Annotated in this window: 18 protein-coding genes; 7 read left to right on the plus strand and 11 right to left on the minus strand. The window is 59.0% G+C overall.

Annotated elements, in window-relative coordinates:
* Positions 1-31: 31 nt before the first annotated feature.
* The 3 genes from EB231_RS29325 to EB231_RS29335 are packed head-to-tail and all read right to left on the minus strand — an operon-like array spanning position 32 to position 2,176.
* Entirely contained in the window at positions 32-697 is a 666-nt protein-coding gene (locus tag EB231_RS29325) for an amino acid ABC transporter permease (protein WP_172351875.1), read from the minus strand.
* Entirely contained in the window at positions 697-1,353 is a 657-nt protein-coding gene (locus EB231_RS29330) for an amino acid ABC transporter permease (protein ID WP_172351876.1), read from the minus strand. Before EB231_RS29330 ends, EB231_RS29325 begins: the two co-directional genes overlap by 1 nt.
* Before the next feature lie 22 nt (positions 1,354-1,375).
* Positions 1,376-2,176 carry a transporter substrate-binding domain-containing protein gene (locus EB231_RS29335; RefSeq protein WP_172351877.1) on the minus strand — a complete coding sequence of 267 codons (801 nt, stop codon included), beginning with the start codon at positions 2,174-2,176 and terminating at the stop codon, positions 1,376-1,378.
* Positions 2,177-2,338: 162 nt separating this feature from the next.
* Between EB231_RS29335 and EB231_RS35565 the strand changes: the two genes are divergently transcribed.
* Positions 2,339-3,280, plus strand: coding sequence for a LysR substrate-binding domain-containing protein (locus EB231_RS35565; protein ID WP_172351878.1), 942 nt, complete (start codon positions 2,339-2,341; stop codon positions 3,278-3,280).
* Between the two features lie 136 nt (positions 3,281-3,416).
* Here the strand turns inward: EB231_RS35565 and EB231_RS29345 are convergent, their stop codons facing one another.
* From EB231_RS29345 to EB231_RS29365, 5 genes are read right to left on the minus strand one after another with little or no spacing between them, the layout of a single operon-like run.
* On the minus strand, positions 3,417-4,427 hold the full coding sequence (locus EB231_RS29345) for a mandelate racemase/muconate lactonizing enzyme family protein (protein WP_172351879.1): 1,011 nt from the start codon (positions 4,425-4,427) through the stop codon (positions 3,417-3,419).
* A gap of 56 nt (positions 4,428-4,483) precedes the next feature.
* On the minus strand, positions 4,484-5,470 hold the full coding sequence (locus tag EB231_RS29350) for a LysR family transcriptional regulator (RefSeq protein WP_172351880.1): 987 nt from the start codon (positions 5,468-5,470) through the stop codon (positions 4,484-4,486).
* A gap of 14 nt (positions 5,471-5,484) precedes the next feature.
* Positions 5,485-6,447: a C-terminal binding protein gene (locus EB231_RS29355; RefSeq protein ID WP_172351881.1), complete on the minus strand. Its 963-nt coding sequence runs from the start codon at positions 6,445-6,447 to the stop codon at positions 5,485-5,487.
* A gap of 12 nt (positions 6,448-6,459) precedes the next feature.
* Positions 6,460-7,323 carry an alpha/beta fold hydrolase gene (locus EB231_RS29360; RefSeq protein ID WP_172351882.1) on the minus strand — a complete coding sequence of 288 codons (864 nt, stop codon included), beginning with the start codon at positions 7,321-7,323 and terminating at the stop codon, positions 6,460-6,462.
* A gap of 32 nt (positions 7,324-7,355) precedes the next feature.
* On the minus strand, positions 7,356-8,207 hold the full coding sequence (locus EB231_RS29365) for an N-acyl homoserine lactonase family protein (RefSeq protein WP_172351883.1): 852 nt from the start codon (positions 8,205-8,207) through the stop codon (positions 7,356-7,358).
* 545 nt (positions 8,208-8,752) lie between these two features.
* Here EB231_RS29365 and EB231_RS29370 point away from each other — a divergent pair.
* The 6 genes from EB231_RS29370 (at position 8,753) to EB231_RS29395 (ending at position 18,497) form a co-directional block, all read left to right on the plus strand.
* On the plus strand, positions 8,753-9,493 hold the full coding sequence (locus EB231_RS29370) for an SDR family NAD(P)-dependent oxidoreductase (protein ID WP_172351884.1): 741 nt from the start codon (positions 8,753-8,755) through the stop codon (positions 9,491-9,493).
* A gap of 102 nt (positions 9,494-9,595) precedes the next feature.
* Entirely contained in the window at positions 9,596-10,813 is a 1,218-nt protein-coding gene (locus EB231_RS29375; RefSeq protein ID WP_206681868.1) for an alpha/beta fold hydrolase, read from the plus strand.
* A 71-nt stretch (positions 10,814-10,884) separates the two neighbouring features.
* Positions 10,885-12,750 carry an ABC transporter permease gene (locus EB231_RS29380; protein ID WP_172351885.1) on the plus strand — a complete coding sequence of 622 codons (1,866 nt, stop codon included), beginning with the start codon at positions 10,885-10,887 and terminating at the stop codon, positions 12,748-12,750.
* A gap of 488 nt (positions 12,751-13,238) precedes the next feature.
* Positions 13,239-16,748, plus strand: coding sequence for a WD40 repeat domain-containing protein (locus EB231_RS29385; protein ID WP_172351886.1), 3,510 nt, complete (start codon positions 13,239-13,241; stop codon positions 16,746-16,748).
* Positions 16,735-17,889: a hypothetical protein gene (locus EB231_RS29390; protein WP_172351887.1), complete on the plus strand. Its 1,155-nt coding sequence runs from the start codon at positions 16,735-16,737 to the stop codon at positions 17,887-17,889. Before EB231_RS29385 ends, EB231_RS29390 begins: the two co-directional genes overlap by 14 nt.
* A 14-nt stretch (positions 17,890-17,903) precedes the next feature.
* Complete coding sequence (locus EB231_RS29395) at positions 17,904-18,497, plus strand: hypothetical protein (protein WP_172351888.1); 594 nt, start codon at positions 17,904-17,906, stop codon at positions 18,495-18,497.
* Between the two features lie 371 nt (positions 18,498-18,868).
* Here EB231_RS29395 and EB231_RS29400 read toward each other — a convergent pair whose 3' ends face one another.
* The 3 genes from EB231_RS29400 to EB231_RS29410 form a co-directional block, all read right to left on the minus strand.
* Entirely contained in the window at positions 18,869-21,034 is a 2,166-nt protein-coding gene (locus tag EB231_RS29400; RefSeq protein ID WP_172351889.1) for an alpha-ketoacid dehydrogenase subunit alpha/beta, read from the minus strand.
* Between the two features lie 63 nt (positions 21,035-21,097).
* Positions 21,098-22,390 (minus strand): NADH:flavin oxidoreductase/NADH oxidase family protein, encoded by a 1,293-nt coding sequence (locus EB231_RS29405; RefSeq protein ID WP_172351890.1) that lies wholly within the window; start codon positions 22,388-22,390, stop codon positions 21,098-21,100.
* A gap of 136 nt (positions 22,391-22,526) precedes the next feature.
* Entirely contained in the window at positions 22,527-24,476 is a 1,950-nt protein-coding gene (locus tag EB231_RS29410; protein ID WP_246740758.1) for an ABC transporter permease, read from the minus strand.
* Positions 24,477-24,536 lie beyond the last annotated feature (60 nt).

Below are 24,536 nucleotides of genomic sequence, written 5' to 3' on the forward strand. Positions count from 1 at the left end.
CAGGAAACTCAAAGATCGTCTGTGCATGGACCTAACGGCTCTTCCGGCTGGCGCCATTTGCGTTGTTCAGGTGGCGGGCGAGAAGGCTAAGGGGGAAGATGAGGAGGAAGAACAGGATCGCGACGCCAGTAAGCGGCTCCAGGTACCGGAAGGATGCGGAACCATTTGTGTAGGCAGCATAGGCGACCTCGTTTACCCCGATCGCTGCCAGCAAAGTCGTGGCCTTCAACAGGTCGGTAAAGTAGTTCACCACCGCCGGAAGCATCTTCCTGGTGGCCTGAGGCATGATGATGTGAAACCACACCACATACCGGGGCAGCCCCAAAGAGGCGGAAGCCTCCCACTGGCCACGGTCAATCGAGAGAATTCCACCTCTGACGATCTCCGCCATATATCCGCCGCCGATCAATCCGAGGGCTCCGATCCCGCATGTGAGGCCGGACAAGTTCGCACCCACCAGGATCGGCATGCAGTAATAAGCCCAGAATATCGCGATGATTTCCGGGGTGGCCCGGGCGACCTGAACGAACCCTCCGGCCGCTTTTGCAATCGATCGTCTTGGCGAAAAAGACGCAGCGCTCAGGCCCAAGCCCAATCCAGTTGCAATGAGGAATGCAGCAATCGTGACCAGGATTGTCGTGCCTAGACCTATGACGAGATCCGGCGTCGCATTGAGAAGTAACGTGTAGTCGAACATCAAACCTTCCTTGCACGATCCAGACGCCGTTCCAGACGGCGGAGTGAATGCGAAAGGAGCAGACCCAGGCCGATATAGATCAGCGAGGCGACCGAGTAGAACAGCATCGGATTGGCTGTGTAATCACTGATCCGGCCTGTCGTCCGCATCAACTCGGGCACCGAAAGAACAGACAGAATCGCGGTCGCCTTCAAAAGACTGACCAGGGTATTTCCGACTGCCGGAAGAACCGTTCGAAATGCCTGCGGAATGATTATCAACCACCAGCGTTGCACCGGCCGCAGGCCCAGCGCGAGGCCTGCCTCGTTCTGCCCCGGCGCCACCGAGTTGAACCCGGCTCGATAGATTTCCGACATATAGGCCGTCATGACGACGACGATGGCGATGGCTGCTGTCTGCTGCGCGGTGGTGTTGACGCCTGTGATGATCGGCAGCGCGAACTGTATCCAGAACAATTGCACCAGCAGAGGCGTGTTCCTGAAAAACTCGACATAGGCGACGGTTGGCAGCCGGATCGTCAATGACGGGCTGCCCAGCCCCAAGGCCACTGGCAGCCCAAATGCCATTGAACCGATTGCGCCCAGGAGGAAGTAGAACAGCGTCAGCAGCAGGCCATTGAACAGGGCGGGAATAAATGGAGTGATAGCGGGGATCATCTGGAGCCCTGTTGGTTCGGCGTTACTTGATGCCGTACCAAGTCAATTTGCGATCGGAGATGAATCCAGTTGTTGTATTGTAGGCGATCCAGGTATTCAGGAATGCCAGGAAGTGATAGTCGCCAGGCTGGATGGCGTAAGCATACCCCGTCGCCTCGATAGGCGCGTCCCCGCCCAGCACTTTTACTTTCGCGCTCGGATTGGCTTTCATGAAGAGCGCGTTCTGCAGATAGTCGCTGAGATGTGCGCTTGCCCGTCCAGCCGCCACTTCGAGCTGCCCGGCCACGGCATTGTCAGAGACGATCGTCTTTTTCTGTGCCTTGGGCAGTAAACGATCGCTCTGGGCGACTGCCGCCGTCCCCGCGATACTGATCACGGTGTATTTCGGATCGTCCAACTGCTTCCAGTCAGTCACATCGAGATCCGCCCCGACGAGCCACGTATTTCCCGTCGTCATGTAGCTGTCTGTGAAGTCGACGGTCACGGCGCGCGCCGGCGTCCGGAACATATCGACCATCGCAATGTCGAACTGCTTCTGCGTCAGCGAAGGGATAATGGTCGACCAGGTGGTGTCGACGATCTCCAGCTTGACGCCGAGCGCTGCTGCGAGATTCTTGGCCATGTCAACATTGAAGCCCTGCCACTCGCCAGATATCGGGTTCTTCTGTTGAGCCGGAACCGAGTCCGCCATCCCAACTTTGAGAACGCCTTCCTGCTTGATGAGAGCCAGGGTGTCGATTGGATCATTGGCCAGAGCTGATGACGCTGGCGGGCAGACCGAGACAAGTGCGGCCGCGACGATTGAGGCGAGTTTGTTCATCATGCTGTTCCCCGTTGTGGGCGCTGCAGCCCGTTGGCGTCGAGCAGCGAGAAGCGCCGGATACCGGAAACCTGACGTGAGTTCAGAGGTATGAGAAGGTCGAAAAGGCTGATAGGCTTGATAAGCTGTCATTATGAGAGCTGAACCCGATCGGAAGGACGCCATGTGAGCGATTTACGGAAGACGGTGGGGTCGCTGGACAATCTCGTCGCGTTCGAGGCGGCGGCAAGACACGGCAATTTTACGCGTGCAGCGCGAGAGCTTCTGGTTGCCCAGCCAGCGGTCAGCCGACGCGTACAGCTCTTGGAACAGTCCCTGGGGACGGACCTTTTCGAAAGGAATGGCACGCGGATTCGCCTGACCGCTGCCGGGAACCAGTTTCAGAGCGTTGTAACGACCGCCTTTCGCAGCATCGAGCAGGCAGCACGGACGCTGCCCCGCGATGATGACGGGATTGTTTCGCTACGCGTCAACGTCGCTGCTGCGTCTCTTTGGCTGATGCCAGCTCTAGGCGCGTTTTACGCGAGTTTCCCAGACATCCGCCTGCATCTGGTTTGCATCGATGAACTGCCGGAATTTGGCGGCGGAAACTTTGACCTCGAGATTCGTTTCGGAGTCGGGCCTTGGCCCGGATGGGACAGTTATCCCCTGCTTGAGGAGACAGTCTATCCGGTGGCGTCCCCGGAGTTTTGTCGAACCTATTCGATGAACCAAATCGAGGAGGTAGCGAAGGCTCCGTTGCTGCAACTCGCCAATTATACCAGCCCCTTGATGGACTGGAGGGTTTGGTTGCCACCGGATCAAAAGCCGATCGTCCGACGGTTCACAACATACGCCATGGTCCTGGAGGCTGCACTTTTTGGGCACGGCGTTGCGCTTGGATGGCACCACTATGTGCGAGACGCGATCGACAGGGGAACCCTGGTCCGATTGCCCATACCGGAACGTACGAGTGATTACCGCGAATTTCTTGTGGTTAGGCCTGGGGCAAGTCGGCGGTTTTCTGTAGAGCGTACTAAAAATTGGCTTTTGCAACTGTCAGCCCAGGATAGGCGCAAACAATCCAACACCGAGCCTGGCGACGAACCGTTCAGTCAAACCGCATAGGCGACCGAGCCGTCCGCGCGCAACGGAATATCATGCAAAGGCCCGACAAGTGGACTTAGCCACTGATCCGCGTCACCGGTCAGCTGCACGCCGAGTCCCGGCGCCTCGGGTAGCAGGAGATATCCACCCTCCCTTTTCAGAGCGCTCCTGTAGGCTGCCACTGCTGCGGGGCTCTCGTGATCGTTGAATATTCCTGCGTGACAAAGTTGGGAATAGAGGCATCCAGGTGCACGCAGGCAGCGGTGAGCACTGGACCGAGGAAATTGTGGGCCACGACGGCCGCATGGTAAGACTCGGCGATGGCGGCGATTTTTCTGCAGTGGGTAATCCCGCCGGCAAGACCGGGATCCGGTCTGACGAACTGGGTGCCTCCCGATGCCAGCAGCTCTCGGAATTCCCAGATCGTGTTAAGCCGCTCGCCGTTGCCCATTGGTATCGGCAGCCGGCGTGCAAGGTCCGCCTGTGAGAGTATGCTGTCGACCTGTATCGGGTCCTCGACGAACAGGGGGTTGAACTGGCTGACGGCCTGGATAAGCGGCAAGGCCTGCAGCGGCGTCAGCCGGCGATGATATTCCAGGATGATGTCGACATCGCTGCCTACCGCTTCGCGGGCCGCGGCAACGCGCGCGGTCACCTCCCGGGACAACCTGTCGAGTGCCATCTCCTGCGCCGGGATCGGGTCAAACTTGATGGCGGTGTAGCCTTCGTCGGCTGCGGCCAGTGCGCGCTTCGAGATTTCTTCGGGACCGAAATCACCAAGGATGAGAAGATGCAGCCGGATGCGCTCGCGGCAGTTGCCGCCCAGCAGGTCCCAAATCGGCGCCTGATGGACCTGCCCCTTAATGTCCCACAGGGCAATATCGATTGCCGAAAGGGCGCCGCCTAGAGCCGATCCTCGGAAAGGCCCCATCCTGTGGAGGTGCTGCCAATGATGCTCGATGCGACCGGGATCCTGACCGACCAGATATCTGCCGAACGTCTGGACGATGGCGTCCACGGCCCCGGGGTAGGCCCAGCAGGCCGACTGGCCGGTGCCGACGACACCGTGGTCCGTGACAACCTCGACAAAATGAGCCCCTCCCATCAGGCGCGATCTGACTTGCTCTATCTTCATGGATTTTGGGGAGGTGTGAGAGACAACTGGCATACGGTGGACGTGTCCTATTTTACTATGCTCTTCGCGCAGCCGGTGCGCTGGCGGTTTCAGGCTTTCCTGAGGCCGGATATCACGGTCAGGTTTGCCTTGCTGGGCGCTCCATGATCGAGCTTTCTTGGCTCAAGGCTGGCAAGGAGATTCATGACCTTGCGACCCCGGGCGGACCCCAGGCCGTCACCGATCATCAGAGCATGCAAACCAGACTGCCCCTTCAAACGCCATTGTGCTGGCGCCAAGAGTTCGCCCGAAGCGAGATAACGTTCAACGAGGCCATGCCAGCCAAGAGCCAGGCCGACACCTCGTGAGGCGGCCTCGAGCGTGTAGACGTAGTTGCTGTATTCACGCCTGCCCCTCTTCGCGGAAGCGTCAACATCGAGCAGCCCGAACCATCGATCCCATGTCATCCAGCCGAAATTCTGCTTGTTGAGTTCAAGCAATTCCAGATCAAGGAGGGCGCGTGGATCGCCCGACTGCAGGACTGTTCGGTGCCTGGCCGCGAAGGCTGGAGAGCAGACGGCAAAAACCTCTTCTTCCAGCAACAGTTTCCTTGCAGAAACCTGAAACACGGGACGCTGGCAGGTCAGGACAATGTCGACCTTGCCTGTTTCCAGAAGCTGATCGGGACTGGCATCTGTCGTGACCACCCTCAGCTCGGCATCACGGCCGAGCCCCTCCAGCAACGTATCGTATCTCGGCATCAACCAGAGATGGGCGATGTCGTAATTGCACAGGATCGATATCGACCTTGGATTCCCTCGCGGTTTCGCCGCCGCAAGACCGTTGCTGATCTGCTCCAATCCCGACGAGACTTTTGCATACAGCACCCGCCCAGCTTCGGTGAAATCAATGCCTGTCGGAGTTCGTGCGAACAGCCTGGCATCCACAAAAGCCTCAAGCTCGCGGATTGAACGGCTGACGCAGGGCTGGCTTGTATTGAGTTCATCGGCAGCCCTGGTGAAACTCATAAGCCGGGCAACACATTCAAACGTCACCAGGGACCGCTGTGATGGCAGTGAATGACGCCTGGTGCCCATCTGCAGGTCCACCCTCAACCTGAGTGCTGGTTTACTGGTGTCACGGGAGGCTCGCCACGCAGCACCGCCGCAACATTCATCGCCGCCCTCAGCTGCATTTCAACCATGGCCTCCTCGGAATAGAAGCCGGAATGCGGAGTAACAATGGCATTCGCGCAGGCGGAAATTCGCTTCAGAAGACCCGATTGTGGGGGCTCCGATGGCAGTACGTCCAATCCGACGCCACCCAGCGCGCCCCCCTCGAGCGCGACCAGTGTTGCATCGAGGTCAAGCAAGCCACCACGGGCCGTGTTGATGAGGATGGCATCGCGTCGCATCTGGCCAAGTTCGCTGGCGCCGACCAGGTTTGTCGTCGCCTCGGTCAGCGGCAGGTGCAGCGAAAGTATGTCCGCCGATTTCAACGCCTGGCCCAGACTTACGGACTGCGCTCCATGCTCCGCTATGATCTCATCATCAATATACGGATCATAGGCGATTACACGGATGCCATGGGCCTGAGCCCGCGTGGCCAAAGCGCGTGCGATGCGCCCGAACCCCAGGACCGCCAGGGTCCGTCCTCTTAGCCGATGCAGAGGTTTCAGAGGCGCGAATGACCACTCTCCCCTGGCGGTCACGGTCCGGCCGATGTGAATTTTCCGCAGCAGACTCAGGATGAGTGCCATGCTGTGGTCTGCGACTTCATCGACGCAGTAGTCGGGGACATTGGTGACGGCAATTCCCGCGGCTCGGGCCGCGGCCACCGGAATGGTATCGACGCCGATGCCATAGCGGGCGATGATCCGGCATCGCCGCATGGATGTCAGCATATCGGGCGTGATCTTGACGTAGCAATTGAGCACTGCGTCTGCTTCGCCAAGAAGCTGAATGAGCCGGTCATGGTCTCCGGCCGGGGCTACAACGATTTCCGCCAGTCCGGCCAGGGCTGATGCCTCCGGATCGTGATTGGGGAAGACTGAATCGGTGATGACAACCTTCAACAAAATTGCCCCCTACTGCCCTGTCCAACCGGAAAGGAATTCGATGAGTTCGCGGTTGACGATTTCGGGCTGTTCTTCATGTGGGAGGTGACCGCACTGCGGAATGGCGACCCCTCGCATGTTGAGGGCCATTGCATTCCAGACCTGGTTCATGTCGACCATTTTGCCGACCCATTCGAAATCGGCACCCCACAGCACAAGTGTCGGACACGCGATCAGCTGGTCCGCGTCCTGCTGATCCTGGTCCCAATCGATCGCGGCGGCGCGATAATCGGAAAGCGCGCCGCGCAAGCCGCCTGGAGCGGAGTAGGCACGGTCGTAGACCTGAAGCTCCGCCTCGCTGAAGATCTCGGGACTGAAGCACCACTCTCGCAGGAAATGCCTGATGTAGAGAGACTCTTTCCCGTGAATAAGAGCTTCCGGCAGATCGGCAATCTGGTGAAAGTAGAAAAACCAGTAACCGCGCAACATGTTGCTGTTGATCGATGACAGGACAAACCTTGTCGGGACATTGTCCATCATGACCACGCGATCGACGGACTGAGGGTAATCTTTGCAGAACCGCGTGGCGACGCGCGCTCCGCGATCATGACCCACCAGGGCTATCTTGCTGTGCCCCAGCCGAGTCATAAGCTCGTAGATGTCCTTCGCCATGCTTCGTTTGTCATAACCGGCAGCAGGCTTTTCGCTGTGGCCGTACCCTCTGAGATCCGGCGCGACCACATGATATTTTTCTGCTAGCACCGGCACCTGCTTCCTCCATGCATAGGAGGTCTCCGGAAAGCCATGCAGCAGATAGACAGGTGGCCCGGAGCCGGCCTCCAGGTAGTGTAGCCTGACACCGTTGACCGTCGCCGTAGAACGTCGGATGTCCATTTGACCTCGCGCTTCGGTTTTGCTGGGCTGGCCTACGCGGCCGGGGCTGTCACGCGTGAAGGGAGGGACCTGATTACCGGCCCAGGTATTGCGTGCTCGAGGCGGCCGGCGATCTTACCATGCTCGATGAGTGCCGGTCGATCATGGCCGGGAAGCAGGAACCTGCAGTCAGACATTGCCTTCTTGATCGCCGTCTTTTCGTCCCGTTTGGCCATCGCGTGATTGCCCGTGACCGTTGGTTCGCTGTCATTGATATCCAGCAGGGGCGAGACCAGGCTGTCGTGGAAATCGTAGAGAATGTCCCCGCAGATATTCGCGACCCCTTCCGAGGTCTCGACCATCACCGAAAGCGATCCAGGGGTATGGCCGCCCGCCAGTCTGACAGCGACGCCAGGGATGACCTCTTCCTCGAAGCTTCCGTCGACATCGAACAGCCTGAGAGCGCAGGGCGTGTGCAGGCGGTCGATCAGATGCTTTGTGTCCTGAAGAGGATATTGAGGACCCATCACGCCCGAGACGGCAAACTCGAGTTCGCGCCGCGCGAGACAGACCGTCGTGGTCATGGGGAACCGATCGTCGCCACCCGCATGGTCGATGTGGGCATGCGTGTGAACCACGTGCCGGATATCGGAGAACCGCAGCCCATGCTGCGAAAGATGATGTTCGATTGTCATCTCTTTCGGCTGCTCGGCGACCATACCGATGCTGGCAAGGATTGCGGTATCCCTGAACCCGGAATCCACCAGAACCGGGGCCTCGCCGCCCATGATCAGATAGCCGTAGCAGGGGACCCGGGTGATGGTACCTGGATGGCGGAACAGGACCAGAAAACTCGCATCGAGCATCACCTCGCCGAGGTTGAGGGGGTAGATGGTAAGCGGCATGACTTCCTCCCGTTAGCACATCGAATTTTCGCGCGGCTCCTCCCGCTGCGCTTGATGTGCCGATGATCAGACTTGAGGGTGTTTAGGCCGTCCAATGCGCAGTTGGATCGAGGTCATAACAATTCCGATATGCGGGCACCACGGATACCGGCGCGATTGTATCCGATACGAGGAGATTCGCGCAAGATATGCCTTCGAAAACCGACAAATCATGAAATGATGTATCCAATTGAATTGACATTCCAGCCAAAGAGTGAGATGTCAATTTCGTGAAAGATGGTGCATGGGAGGCACCTGCGGGAGGAACGGCGACTGTGTGCGGGTGCGACTGGACCACTGTGTCCATGCGGTCACTGTCCGAACACGAGCGAGCCTCTGGTGGAAAGGATCCGCCGGTGGTGTTTTCGGGCAATGAAACCGGCGGTTCAGGGAAATGACGACAAATGACGCGACCGCGAGTCGTTCCTTGCGCGCAACCGATCTGCATGCCGCCGCGCATTCGGTCTCCCCGATACCGCTGACATTCGTTTGTCTGGGAGGAGCAGATGCTGAATTTTGAAAACAAGGTGCTGTGGCTGACGGGTGCCAACGGCGCAATCTCCAGGGCGATTGCCAGTACGTTTTTTGAACTGGGGGCGTCCTGTGTCCTGACGGACCTTGACGAAGAGGGGGTGGCCTCGTTTGCAAGCACCCTCGACGCCCGCGGGCAGAGAGCTGTAGGGCTGAAGCAGGACGCCAGCCAGTCAGCTGACGCGATCTCGGTCGCGGAAGCGATCGCAAAGCGGTTTGGAAAGCTGGACTTTCTCGTGACAAGCGCCGGTCTGTATCGGGATCAAATGATCCATGACATGACCGATGCGCAGTGGCGCCAGAGCACTGCGGTCAATCTGGACGGCGTTTTCTACACCTGTCGCGCGGCCATTCCGCTGTTTGCGGAAGGAGGAGCTGTCGTCAACGTCGCCTCCATGGCGGGGCATCGTGGAAGCTACATGCATTCCCATTATGCCGCGTCGAAAGGTGGCGTGCTGACATTCACCAGAACGCTGGCGCTTGAACTCGCGCCCAAGGTAAGGGCGAACGCCGTCTCGCCCGGCATCATCGATACGCCTCTCGTCCAGCCGCTGCTCGACAAACAAGGTCCGCAGCTGATCGCTTCAACCCCGCTGAAACGCTTTGGCCGCCCCCAAGAGGTAGCACAGACGGTTGCCTACCTCTGCTCCGACTGGGCGAGCTTCATCACGGGCGAGACGGTGCACGTCAATGGCGGACTCTACATCACGAGCTGACCGGCGTCTCGATAGCGTTGTCTCTGCCGATCGGCAGGGCATCCGCGTGACGACCAGCGTTCCGCGAACAATCCGAATTCAATCTTCAAAGGAGGAATACAAATGCCCAAACTTCTAAGCGATCAGTGGATGGAGGCTTTCAAAGCCGAACTGAACAAGGACGAGAGCTGGAAGGCTGCGTCCAAATACTTCTCCGCGCGCGTTGCCTTGAAAAACGGAGACGCTGTCGGAACGGTCGACATCCGCGACGGCGTCGCGGTCTCGGCAATCGGGTCGGCACATCCGCTAGGCGCCGATATCACCATCACCGGCCCGGACCATGAGTGGAAGCGCGTCCAGAACGGTGAAACCGATTGGTTTCAGGGCATGTCGCCGGGTCTTGGCGAACTAGGCATAGAAGGCGACGCTGTCGGCGCCCTTCGCAATGTCAAAACAATGTGGCTGACGCTGGCGGCGGTAAGTCGCGTTGGCCGCGCGCTGCCTGCACCGCCGGCCTACTCTCCGGCGCCGAAGCCATCGGGCAAGCCGACAAAAGGTCACTATATCGAAATCGACGGCATCCGGACCTACTACGAAGAAGCAGGAGAAGGATACCCGATCATCTGCTTCCATGCCGCCTGCCAGGACACCTTGATGTATCGTCATGTGCTCGATGGTCTTTCCGACCAGTTCCGTGTCATCTCCGTCGACGCCCCCTCGCATGCAAAATCGCTCGAGCCGAAGGACGGTGAATTCAAGAGCCTGACCAGCCATGCGGCGTTCAATGAAAAGCTGATGGACAAGCTCGGCCTGGTGAAACCCGTGATCATCGGCTGCTCGATGTCGGGCAATCAGGTGCTTGAACTCGGCAGCCGCAGGCCAGATGGATATGCTGCCATCATCTCGTCCGAAGGCGCCGATTACACGCCGACCGTCTCGCAGTTTCTGCTCGACATGCTGCTGGTCAACGGCCAGCAGATCCTGGAGGGCTGGTCGCAGTCACTGACGGGTAACCGGACCCCACCGGATCGCGCACGCGAGGTGGTGTGGCAGATCCGCAAGGTCAATCCAGAGGTGATGCGGGGCGACCTTGTCGGTTACGCCGGCTTCGACAAACGCGATGCTGTGGGCAAGATCAAATCGCCAGTGCTGCTGCTGCGGGGCGATGGCGACTGGCTCGTCTCACAGCAACAGGTGGAGGAAACCGCCGCGCGGATTCCGGGAAGCGAGATCTCGGTCCTTGCCGGCACTGGGCATTATCCGATGATCGAGAACCCCTATGAGTTCAATGAAGCGGTGAGGACCTTCCTGCACAAGAACGGCGTCGGCAAAGCGGCCTGACTCCCGGTCCGGGGGCGACGCGCCTGACGCGTGGGCCCCGCAATCCAAGTATGTGGCGAGAGCCTGACGAGATGGCCAACGCAGCTGAACCAGCCGTAGCCGCGCCAAACAGGAATGCCGCCTTCCATCCTGGCGGCATTTTCTACCTGGAACTTCTCCTGCTAGGCGCCCTCTTGTTGTTGTGGCGGCAGCTGTCGCCGGGCGGTCTTTCTGCCAATGATTGGCAAGGGTTTATTCTTGCGGCGACCCCCCTGGCTGTCGCAGCGATGGCACAGACCCTTCCGATCATCGCCGGCGGCCAGGGACTTTCAGCTGGCGCCACGATGGTCCTTGTGACCGCACTGGTGGCCACCACGCCAATGTCGTCACAGGCCGATGCAGTGCTGGCCGTGGGCTTCGGCGTCGCAATCGGTGCCGGCATTGGATGCCTCAATGGCGTCCTGATTGGCTACTTCGGCCTGCGATCCACCCCCGTTACGCTGGCAACTGGGGCTGCTGCCATGGCCGTCGCCCTGCAGCACCTCAGTACAGCATACGTCCCTGCCCCCGAGCCCCTGCAATCCCTGCTCTACAACTGGACCGCCGGCGGCATCTCGGTTTTGCCGCCAGTCGTGCTGCTCGCAATCTGCGTGGCAGGAGAACTGCTGTTGTTGTCGCGAACAGGCGCGGCCCTCAGGGCGCGGGCCGCACACCCAATCACAGATATGCGTCACTTCCGTTGGCCGGTGCTTCTGAGCTACACGGCAGCGGGTGCAGGAGCAGCCCTGGGCGGCGTCCTGTTGGCTGGTGCATTCGGCAGCGTCAATGCCTCGCTGGGTGCGCCAGTGCTGCTGCAAATCCTTGCGGCGATCGCTCTTGGTGGAGGGATCCCCGGCCTTCGCGGAGGCTCAGTCGCTGGCTCGCTGCTTGGAGCCCTCATTGTTGTCGCGACAGGAAACCTTCTGGTGCCACTCGGGGTCCAGGACTATTTTTCGACGTCGATCGACGCGCTATGGCTTCTTCTGGGATTTGCGGCCTGCTTGATAGCCCGAGGGGCCAGAGAACAACCGCAGCGCCTGGCGAGCTTCGGCCAGACGTCTTCGCGGCTTCGATATCTGGCATTACTTGCCCCGGTTTCTCTTCTCCTGTTCAACCTCCGGCCGGCAGCGGGCGATCTCGCTATTTTGATGAGCGGGATCGCGTTGCTGGCCGTTGGCCAAGCTGCTGTGTGGAGGCATGGTACTGTCGATCTTTCCATGCCAAGCATGATTTCGGTCTCGGCCATAGCGACTGTCGCCCTGACCGGGGGAGCGGACTCCAAGCTCCCGGCAGCTCTGACCGTGATCATCGTCTTGGCAATGGTGGTCGGCTTTTTCCACGGCTGGCTTGCATCGCGTTTTGGGCGGGCTGCGATTGTCGGCACGCTGGCCACGGCCGGGATCACCCAGGCGCTGTCCGCAGGATTGCTGATAACACTTCCGACCGGCTATGCACCCGGACTGCTTGCAGCAACAACCACGACACGTTGGTTCGGTGTGCCATTCTCTGCATGGGTCATGATCGGCCTGGCCAGCGCGATGGCTCTGTTTTTCGATCGTCTGGCACGGATCAATGTTCGACCAGGTTACCGATATCCCAGCTACTTGGCATGCAGCTTCGCTGCAGCTGTTTTTGGGGTTTTCATCGCGGGTCTCGGTGGTTCCGTACATTACAGCCTTGTCGACAGCTACAGTCTACCGGCGATCACAGCAGCAATGCTCACATGCAGTCTGTCGAAAGGCGACAAGGGTTCCACACTGTCCGTACTGGCGCTCGCCGTCCTGCTCGTTCTGGGAGATACGGTCCTGGTCATGTGGGAGGCAGGTTATGCGGTGCGCATTGGTGGCCTGGCGGCGCTGCTGATCTGCGGCGAGTGTTTTCGTGCTTTCCAGATCCGGCGCCGTCCGGGAAGTCCATGATCTCCCTGGCCGCCAAGGGCTCGTGTGCTGGCCGAAGCTGTCCAAGCATCCCGGCATTCCCCTCCTGCCAGCCGGATCAGCGAAACGACGAGGTAGCCGCCAAGCAGAATCGGCGGAGCCAGCGACACCGTGGGGCATGGATTTTCGGAGAGGCCGTTTAAGCTTGGTGTTTTGCCGTCAACTGCCACTCCGAAGTTCCCGGACGGGGCCTGCTGCCTGACGACGCTCCTCCGTGACGTGATCCAGAATTGAGCTGCTAAGGCAGCGAAATCTTGCTGTGGACCGGACACCTGAATGGCCAGTTTTCGGCGATCAAGACTTCAGGAACAGAGCAGTGACCATCTGACCAAATTATTGGCTGGCGGGAAAAGACGGAGCACGTCAATCAAGACAAGCAGATGTATTCAACAGACTGAAGGAATGCTATTGAACAGAGCCGCACATATGCTTTCACTACGCCAATAGAATTAGACGAGGGGGGGGCGACCATGTCTCCGCAGGCTAGATGCGGTTTTTTCCTATTTGCGCTGCTCGCTTCAGCACCTTCCCTGGGTGCCGATCTCTCGCGGCTGGTCATACCTTTCGGCCACTCCGGTCCAGTGCGCGACGCCGCCATCAGCGCGGACCGCCGTTGGCTTGTGACTGGCGGCGACGACGGCGTAGTGATCCTGTGGGATCTTGAAACCGGCCGACCGGTTTCACGGTATCCCGAGCACAAGAACGCGATCGACACGATCGCCGTCAGTCGCAAGGGCGAAACGATTTTCTCATCTCAGGAAATACGGCGTGGCGAACTGCTTCAGAGTGCGACGGGCGCCATCAGGTCCAAGTTCACAACGGAACCCGACTGGATCGAAGATGCCGCTCTTAGTTCTGACGGGTCCATACTCGCCCTGTCTATATCGCACAACGACGAAACCTTTGACGTCACTACTGTCGACGTCAACACCGGCCATGTGTTGAGACATTCCCCCCTTTATGATCGACGGCCACGCAGCCTTAAATTCTTCGCCAACGATCAAAAGCTCTTCGGTTACATCGAAGCAACGGCCGTTATAAACTGGGAGACACGCAACCTGGTGGAAGTCGGCAGGAGTCCCATGGATGCCTTTGGGCTTGCCGTTTTCGATGATGCAGACAACGTTCAATTGAAATTGACCGGGCCGGGCCGGGGCCACCTGGCACTCTCGATCCTCAATGACAAACTTTCACCTGCCCAGCCTACGATAGGCTTGCCGGGGATCGATGGACTCGACGGGCATACGCTCGCGGTGTCTCCCAACAGATCCTGGCTGGCACATGGGGATACAAGTTGCAATATCGACTTGGCGTACTTGCCCGATCCCTCGAAGCACACGCGTTTCCATGCGGCCTTCGATCGGTTCGGCAGTACCGACACACTGGTACTTTCCTTTCTGGATGACGACCATCTCTTTGTCGGGTGCCAGGATGGAACTTTGGCTGTCTGGGATATTGGCGCCCAGGCACAGGGCGGCCAGCCATCACCCGCTATTTCAAGCCGTGTGAATCCAAAGATTGAATTCGAGCGTCGCGCCAAAATGTCTTTTCTAGGGGAGACGACCGCTCTTGCGCTTGCGAACACCATTTCTGGACCGAGGCGTATGGATGTCGATCCTCCTCCTCCCAATATCAGATTGCTCGATGCGATATCTGGACGCGACGTCGATATTGCGGGACGAATCCTCGCGTTGAATCCCAAGAACGGAAACATGCTGACGATTCAGCGCCTCGATGAAGATGTAGATCCGCCGCAGCACGAATTTACGCTCTGGTCGGCCAATGGACCGACGCAGGTCTCCAGCATCAAACGGGGTTTCTACCCAGCGTCCGAAATCGCTTATCTCGCAGATGGGCAACATCTCCTCTACGCCACGATCTACGGACAGCTGTATCAGTTGCGCGCTGATTCATTCGAAATCGAGACCCAATACGTGCCTGCCTCGCAGTGGCGTACCACCTGTCTCGTGCCACATCCCGGTTCCGATCTCTTTATCCAATGCACTGAGTACGGCCTGCGTGTCTTTCGATCCGGCAACCCACTGCCAATTGCGGAATTCAACGGCAACGACGTGGTCATGGATGCGGTGTTCGATACGGACGATCAGTCTGTATTGTTCGCAGGACGGAACGGTGTCTGGCGCTTTAACTTCCGAACCGGTGGCCAGCCCGAACTTGTAGTACCCGTCAGCCAGTGGAACTCCGATCCCGAAACCCAGTTTGTCCGCACGTTGGCCATCTCTCCAGTGGATGGCAGCTTGGTGCTTGGCGCAGACGGCGGAAAGCTGATCTCCGTGCCCCGGAGCGGGACAGCCTTTGGCGCGCCACGGCGAATCTGGGGGCCGTACGAGGATGTGCGGCGCGTCGTTTTCAGCCCGGACAAGAAGCTGTTGCTGGCAGCCAATCTTGGCATTGACCTATTCGACGCAGCCACTCTTGAGCCAAAATTAAGCGTCTTCGAAACATCGAATGGCAGTTGGATCGCGATTGATCCGACGGGCCGTTTCGACACCAACAACTTCGATATTCTGGGTGACTTTCGGTGGCGCTTGTCCGGACACGATCTGCTGAGCTCGATATCGTTTGAAGCATTGATGGAGCCCTACTTCACTCCCGGCCTGATCGGTACTGTGCTGCAAGGAAAGCTACCGGAGATTGTTGCGGAAAATGGATTGCGCGAAGAACTTCCGGAAGTCTCGATTGACTCAGCTCGTCTGATTGGTCAGGCGCGCGCCGAGGTCACCGTCAAGGTCAAACCGGGGTCCTCGGCTGCCAGCCAGCAAACAACTGCGTTCAACCTGAAGCTTTTTCGCGACGGCCAGCTTGTAGCCGGGACGTCGGGCGAAATCCAGAAATCGCACGAGGCGAAAATCGCCTCCGACGGGACGATCGAGGTGACGTATGGTGTGATGCTGCCACGGGACCCGGCTGTTTCCGATACAGTTTTTTCCGCCTACGCCTTCAACGGCACAGGAGTGCGCTCAGTGCCGTCAAAACCGTTTCACCTTGCCCTGCAGGGGCGGACCGGACAGTCGTTCAGCAAAACCATGTATGTCATTGCCATCGGTATCAATGCGAACGACAATAGCAGTCTGGTCCTCAGCCATGCGGTCGCCAGCGCGGAAGTTTTCCTTGATGGTTTTCCTCGCGCGGTTGATCTTGCGGGACTGCACTACCAACTCGTGAAGATCCCTATCGAAGCACGCTCGCCCGGACGGCTCATTCCAGGAGAGCGCAAGCCGGCTGTCCTGCCGGCAGACAAGAAAACCATCCTTGGCGTTCTTGATATTCTGGCCGGGAGAAATGCGAACACTGATGGCTGGCCGCCAGAGATCGTCGAGAGTCTGAAGCCTGTGGGTGCCGACGACGCGGTGGTTCTCTACGTTGCCGCCCACGGCATCGCGCAAGAAAATGTTTTCCAGATCATGCCTCAGGACACCACACCTGGCTTCGACGTCACGAGCGGGGCGCTTTGCAGTTGCGCAATAACGGACTCGGAACTCGCCACCTCATTTGCAGCGATCGACGCCAGACATCTCGTCGTTGTACTTGATACCTGTTCGTCGGCGTCGGCGGTCACTGCGGAAGGAAGAAAGCCCGGTCCTTTCAACGGTGCGAAGCTTGGACAGTTGATTTACGACAAGCAAATGATCGTGATGTCATCATCCGAGCCAACCAAGCGGGCCACAGCGCTCGGCAAGACCAATCTGACGCAAGCGTTCTTCGACGATGCGCTGGCAGCCAAGGGGCTGTGGACCTATCCCTCGCACTCTAGCCTCAAGGATCTTCTCGACTACGTCGAGTTGATCGCGCCAAGTCTGGGCACTGCAGGAGTAAATGAGGCGGAGCGTGCGCGGTTCTATAGGCTTAGCAAGTCGATAGAGGATCGCGCGCGAGAGATAACTCTGAGACAGCCTGCCGGGCTGCCCATTTCGACTGATAGTTCATCTGGTGGCGGAGGGGAAGATGATAAGCCATAGGGATAACGGCAGGCACTTCAATTCTGTTGCATGGACTGTATGCGCCCTGATCTGCCTGTTCGGATTGTCGAACAATGGCGTCAAGGCTCAGGAGTCGGGCGTGCTCCATACGGTTGAAAATAGTGCCATTCCGGGAGCGCTGCCGTTTGAGCTGCTCGCCGTTAACAAGGACAACTCAGAGGTGAGCCAGGTCTCGGCAACCGACGCAAAGGTAAGCCTAGGTAGCGTGACATTGGTCAAACAGGAACCGGCTCAACTCTTGTCTCAGATCCGGGAAATCACGGGCAGTCACAACTTCAGGCTCGACGGCGATCTCGTCGAGTTTCTTTTTCGGGTCAACAACGCTCCGGATCTTGTCAGTCTGGCACAAAAGCCGACTGTTCTGGTTCCAACCGCGGAGATCGGTTCCGCCGACATCAGGGCGCGCATCGAAGGCGGCGATCAGCTGGTTGTCGTCCTGGACCGCAAACTCAAGGATGATCTGAGAAACGAGCTTGAGGCTTTCAGAAAGGCAACACAGGAGCTGGGAGCGATGGCTGGCTCCAACGCAGTGCTCGCGCAACAGATCGGGGCGATGAGGCCACTTTCCGAGGCTTGGGCAAACGCGCTCGATGCAAGGCAGCGCCCGTTTTCAATACAGTCGCTCGAAGACCTCAACGAACAGTATAAGACGCTAAACGAGTTGATACTGCGGTTCTCAAGGGGCGAGAAGTTGGAGGATACCGCTCTTGCCACGGCCGAGGACATTTTCACCGATGGACAGTATCAGGCGAGCTTCCTCAGCGAGACACTCGGCAGCACTTTGAACCCTGCTGGCGGCACCCGGATGGCGATGAATGTCGAAGTCCGGCTATGGGGAGACCTAGCGATGACAAAGCCCCAACGAGGAATTACGATTTTCTACTCAAAGCCCTATCTGACCAATCCAAGCCAGTTCCGCCGTGCTGGCTTGTCTTCGCCCGTCACGTTTTCGGCGATGTACGGCATGTATTGCGTCTGGGCGGAGGAGCCCGTTGGAACGGTCGTCACCGAGATAGCGATGTTGGAGCCACCCAATCATTTCGACGAACAGGCTCCGCCGGTCGACTTGATATATCTCGGCAAGAAAGCTCAAAAGTCCCCCAACCGATGCCAGCAGTAATCGACATGAGATCCATGGATTCTCACATTATTCTCAGAGCGGGCCAATTTGTAGGATCGGTTCTCGCACTGTTCGGTGCGGTGCTGCTCGCTATTGCTCCGCCTCTACCAGACTCAGCTTGTAACGGGCTTGGTAGCGAGACCGCAAACTCGGGGATCGCATCCTTCATCGTGTTAGCGCTGACACTAGTCGTTCTCGCAGCAACCCGGCAGCGCCGAACACGCGCGCTGCAGCGAACTTGGTGGTTGTGGGCGATTGCCCTGTTCCTCGCGTCGATAGTGCTGGCGCCTACGTATCTTGCTTCCCGTCAAAGCCTTACAGCAGCCATCTATGACAGCAGTCCCGAGTTGTCGGGAAACAGGGTCGTGATCGGACTCTGGACAGATCCCGAGGGTCTTCAGACAGCCAAGAATCGAGGATTAGCCAATGCCACTGAGATGATAAAATTCTTTGGCTGCGACGAGGTCATCCCTCGACTTTGGCCGTGGGGAGCCGTCATTTGGTCCTATATCATCCTTATGGCACTCTACATCTCCTGCCTGTTGGCGATCATCAGTAGTCTGCTAGCCGTCAGCGAAGGCGTGTTCGGCGAATTTGGTCGTCACTGATTTTCTATCCGGCACGAAAAATCGGGCCCCAATACGATGCCACAGGCAAAATGCATACTTATCTTCAAACCGTGTCTGGACCACCCGTCTCACGGCGTTGGTGGCCGGGCCATGCCCGGTTAATTTAAAGATTTGATCGCCAAGTGGCTTTGGTTCGTGTCGTTTCGTTTGAACCTCAGATAATGAAACGAGGTGCGAAAGGGGTGGCGGGATGCACCGTAAGCCCGACTCCTGTGGCCGAAAGTGTGCATGCCGCGTCACGGATCGCGAGACCTGGCCGCATATCCAGGTCATCGCGATCCGCTCCGGGGAGGATGCCCTTTCGGGCTCCGGGAAATCAGGATGGATGGCGCTCAGAGTGACTGCAAACCCTACCTAACGAATTCCCGCAGCGAGGCCGATATCTCTTCCTTGCCGGCGAACGCCGCCCGCTCCAGCACTTTGGAGATCGATGGCGATGCTTCGCCACCGGTGACACGCTGCACGGGCTGATCCAGCCAGTCGAACAGGCGGCGCTGGATTTCGTCGGCCAGCCAGCCACCCCAGGAGGTGCCGCGGGCGCCCTGTTCGACAATGATGACATTGTTGGTCTTGATGACACTGTCCGAAATCGTCTTCCAGTCCAGCGACGCCCGATCTAGGCTGCGCAGATCGATGATTTCGACATCGGCACCCAGTTCGTCGGCGGCCTCGATTGCCCGATGCACCATGGACAGATAGGTCAGTATCGTCGCTTTCGAACCTGTGCGGCGGACAGCTGCTTTTCCGAATGGAATGAAATAGTCGAGGTCGTCAGCGGCCACCGGCATAGACTGCTGATAAAGATCGACATGTTCGATGACGAGCACCGGGTCGTTGCAGGCCAGAGCGGTATTCATCAGGCCGACATAGTCGAAGGGCGTCGACGGGGCGATAATTCGCCAGCCCGGTGAGGAGGAGACGACCCCCGCCGGATCCATCGAATGCTGCGATCCGTAGCCTGTGCCCATCGCGACCTTGGTGCGCAACACGAGTGGTACCGCGGACTCGCCACCGAACATATGCCTTGCCTTGCCGGCCTGATTGAAGACCTGATCGGCCGCCACCCACATGAAGTCCGGATACATGAATTCGACGATGGGTCTGAATCGGCCATCCATTGCCATTCCGGTTCCAAGACCGAGAAAGGCAGCCTCGCTGATCGGGGTGCCGAGTACCCGTTCCGGGAAGCGATCCTTCAGTCCCCTTGTGGCACCATTCGTACCGCCCTTCAGCCGATGCACATCTTCGCCCAGCACAACGACACGCGGATCGGATTCCATACGACGGCCGATGACGTCAGCGATTGCATCAACGAACTTCCGGTCTACTAGTTGGCCCGTGTAGCTGGCCTGTTCTTCGACGCGCACCCCGTTCAGTTCCGAAAGGTCGCCGCGTATGCCGACATCGATAAAGTCCGGCGATGGCCACAATGAAGGTCGGATTTTGCGCTTGTTGCCTTCGGTCCGTTCCGTCAGTTCGTCGGCCAGTTCGGCCATTGTCTGAAGGGCAACGTGACGAAGGTTTTCGATCCCCTCACGCGTGATGAGCCCACGCCGCAGCATGTTGTCGGCGACCCGGTCCAACGGATCGCGTTTCTTCCATTCGGCTTCTTCCTGCTTGGTTCGATAGCCGAAGGCACTGCCCGGCATCGGGCCACTTTGATGGAAATAGCGGTAGACGTCGGCCTCGATGATTGCCGGACCGGCGCCACTGCGGATGCCCGCGACGGCCGCTTGGGTTGCGAGAAGGACAGCAAGAGGATCCATGCCGTCGACCCGCCAGGATGGGATGCCGAAGCCAGGGCCACGTGCCGAAACGCTTGGTTCGGCTGTAACCTCTTCAACATGCGTGGCAACCGCGTAGCGGTTGTTCTCGACGAAGAACAACACCGGCAGCTTCCAGGCTGCGGCGAGATTGAAGCTTTCCAGCACTGAGCCAATGTTGATGGCGCCCTCGCCAAAATAGCTTACGGCGATTGCGTCTGTGTTGGAATGCTTGTGGGCAAAGGCTGCACCTAGCGCGAGCGGAACACCGCCCCCGACGATGGCGTTTGTGCCAAGCCCGCCGGCTTCGACCCAGCGCAGATGCATCGAGCCGCCCCGTCCTTTGCAGTATCCGGGTGCGAGACCCAGGATCTCCGCCAGGGTCTTGTAGAGGATGCCACGTGTGTCGCCCACGATCGGGTGATCCGGCTCGATCACCCCTCGTGTTGCGTAATTCAGGGCCTTCGCCAGGAACTGATGATGGCCTCGATGAGAACCGTTGACCTGGTCGTCAACCCGAAGCGCCAGCGCGGATCCGACTGCCCCGCCTTCCTGACCGATCGACGAATGCGCGGGTCCATGGACAAGCCCCTCACCGACCAGATCAAGCACCTTTTCTTCGAATGCGCGAATGAGGTGCAGGCTGGACAGCATGGTGCCCAGCATGGCCGGGTCCGCCTTGTCCCAGTCTGCTTTTTCTGAAACAAGTTCGATCCACTCCGCTTTGGGAGACAGGCGCTTGGCTTTTGACATGGAAACCTCGTCGAAGTCGGGAATACGGAAGACTTCCGGCCTGTGATGCCGGTCGATTGTCGACTAGTTGGTCAGGGCGGCGGTGATTGCAGCCTCGCGTGCTGCCAATTCCCTCTGGGCAACCGGCAGACTGCGGCTGGTATCCGGATCCTTGCCCTCACCCATGTCGAACAGAGTGAGAAAGAAGAAAGCCTGTTGGCCAAGCACAGTTGAGATCTGGAGCTCGTCGGGATCGAGCCCAGCCTTTTCTTCATCGCTGAGTTTCATGGTGTATTCGAGTGTCTGGGTTTCCGCGGACGAACCGGCGACAAGCTTTTTCGAGATGGTGGGGTCGACACAGAGCGGCCTGGCGAGGCCGACGAGATCGCACGTCCCGTCATTGAGAGCGGATACCATCGAGTCGCGGCGCCTGAACCCACCAGTCGCCATGACCGGCATCTTTGCGATACGACGCGCGTCGGCCGCGTAAACCGCAAAGTAGGCTTCCCGAGCCTTCGTCGATGCGCGTGCCGGTTCACGATCGAACTGGTTGTCGATCTTGACGCCGATCATGCTGAGGTGTTCGTAAGTCCCGCCTGTGATCTCGAGCAGGTCGAGGCCTTCATTGTTCAGCCATTCGACCACCTGCAGGCTTTCGGCATGGCTGAAGCCACCCTTCTGGAAGTCTGCGGAGTTGAGTTTCAGGCCAACTGGAAAGTCGGGACCGACAGACTGCCGTACCGCCCGCAGCACGCTCATCAGAAAGCGCGCGCGATTCTCCAGGCTGCCTCCCCATTTGTCGGTTCGCAGGTTCACGCTCGGGCTCAGAAATTCGCTGATCAGATAGCCATGCGCGCCGTGAAGCTGGACACCGTCAAAACCGGCTTGCTTGAGGACTTTCCCGGCATTGCCAAAACGCGAAATGAGATCTTCAATTTCAGACTCGGTCAGCGCACGCGGGGCCTTTTGCGTCCATCGGAGCATCTTGAGTGGCACCGCGGAAGGCGCAACGGGATCGGGACATGCGTCCGCAGGCGCCTGGCGTCCCGCGTGGGCGATCTGACCCCATACTTTGGCGCCATGATGCTGGGCGGCGCTGGCAAGCGCCGACAGTCGCTTCATCTGCTCGGCATCCTGAGGCCCCTCAATGCGGATGTTGCCTGGGCGCTCCAGTGAACGACGATCGACCTGAATGTTTCCGGTCAGGAGCAAGCCGGTGCCACCCTCGCCCCAGCGACGGTACAACCGGACATGGTCTTCGGTCGCGCGACCGAAAGGATCCGCTAGGCCTTCGGTCATTGCAGACTTACCCAGCCGGTTGGGCAGGACGGCTCCACAGGGCAGGTTCAGAGGTGTATCGAGTGCGACGGCGGTCATAGATTTCTCCCAATAGGCTACTCACTCTGCGGACATGATTCCGCGGAGCCCGGTCAGTCTGTTCAACCGGTGAGGTGGTCTCTCTCAAGTCAGGCGCGCCAAGGTCAGCTGGCGGCCTGCGGTTCATCTGGATCGCTTAGTGGCTGGTGCGCTCCCGCAAGGCCACGACGGCGAAAAGGACGACGATTCCGTAGATGATCTCCCGCATGGAAGGTGGAACGGTGGTTCCTGCCAGCAGCGTCTGGAGGCTGGTCAGCAGCAGGACGCCACCGATCATGCCGATGTAATTTCCACGACCGCCCGTAATCAGGGTGCCACCAATGACGACGACGGCGATGGAAGGTAACAGGTAGATGTCGCCCATCCCCAAGCTCGCCTGTCCACCAAAGCCGGTCAGCAGGATGCCAACAACCGCCGAGCACAACCCGCTCAGGACGTAGACGGCAACAGTGGTGCGATCGACATTGACACCCGAAAGCCGCGCCGCGCGGGGATTGTTGCCGATCGCATAGACACGGCGCCCGAAGGGGGTCCTCGATAGAAGCACCAATCCGAAAATTGCAAACGCGATGACGAACCAGACCACCGGCGTAATGCCGGCAAACCGACCGGTCATGAACCATCGCAGGGCTGGGGAAGCAAACCCGTCCGGGGTTCCATTCGAATACAGCAGGGCCAGTCCTTGGAGTATCCCGTTCATCGCCAGGGTCACAACGATTGCAGGCAGTCTGAACGCGACGACGCCGATCCCGTTGACCAACCCGATTGTGCCTCCCACCGCGAGAACAAGCGGGATGGTCCACCAGAGCGCAGCATCGCTGCCATGCAACCATCCTCCCGCGAGAATGCCGCACAGGCCGATTGTCCACGGGATCGAGAGGTCCAGCCCCCCGGCCAGGATCACCGTGCCCTGGCCGAGCGCAAGGATGATCAGGAAGGAGCTGAGCAGCAGAATGGAATTGAAATAGCTGAAGCTCAGCGGTGCCATGAACAGTGCGGTGATCGCGAGCACGATGGCAAAGCAGGCAAAGGCAGGCGAAATATAGCGTATCGTCTCGCCGTTACGGGCAAGCCATGCGGAACGCGAGCGCCTGTCCGATCGCTGGCTGATCAACGAAACAAGCGGCCTGCCCTGCCCGGTCCCCGGCATTGGAGCCAGTCGCTGGCGAAACAGCGTCCACCAGTTGCGGACGCCGGGGGTAGACCAGGCGCCGAGCAGGGCCGCTGCGACAAGCACGCATCCCTCAACGACGGTCGAGTAGTAAGCTGATACATTCAGTACAAGCAGGATGTTGACGATCAGCATCAGACTGTAGGCGCCCACGATTGATCCAACGGCACCACCCCTGCCACCGCCGAACAGCGTCCCGCCAAGGACCACCGCAGTGAAGATCTGGAGAAGGAGCGGCTCGCCAACCAGAGCATCACCGGTCGCGGTCTGCGCGGTCACGACGACGCCGGCGATACCATAGAAAGCGCCAGCCAAGGCATAGGCACCAAGTTTGTTGAGCACGACGTTCAGGCCCGCCGCTTTGGCGGCATCCTGATCGCTTCCAATGGCGTAGATCGCCATTCCGAACCGGGTGTTCTTGACGAGCAGCCAGACAGCCACCACCGCCGCCACGACCACGATCGCGGACGGAAACAGATCGTCGATCGCGCTGCCGACAAAGAAGTTCGAAAAGGACTCGGGAACGTGGCCGCCCGGTATGTCGAGAAGCAGCAGCGTCAATCCGCCGATGATGAACATCGTGGACAGCGTGACAACGATGGACTGCAACCGAAGCACCGCAACGAAGAACCCGTTGAAGAGCCCAATTGCCGCCCCGAGCAGGACCCCCGCAACCGCCCAGAACACCTGGCTCGCAAGGTCGTCGCCGAGATGCGTGGCAAGCACCACATTCACCAATGCGATAACCGCGCCGGCACTGAGGTCAAACCCGCCCGTCAGGATGACTATGGTGGCGCCGACCGCAGCGATGGCCAGCGTGAGGCCTCCCGATGAAAGATAGACGAAATCGAAGTAGCCAAGCGGGGCAGTCGAGAGCCCGTTGACCAGCAGAACGAGCACGGCGAGGAAAGCCATTGCGAAAATCAAGCCACGACTGCGCCCCCAGTTCATTCGGATCAGTGGAGCGGCCTTAGC

The organism is Mesorhizobium sp. NZP2298, from assembly GCF_013170825.1.
Taxonomy (GTDB): Bacteria; Pseudomonadota; Alphaproteobacteria; order Rhizobiales; family Rhizobiaceae; genus Mesorhizobium.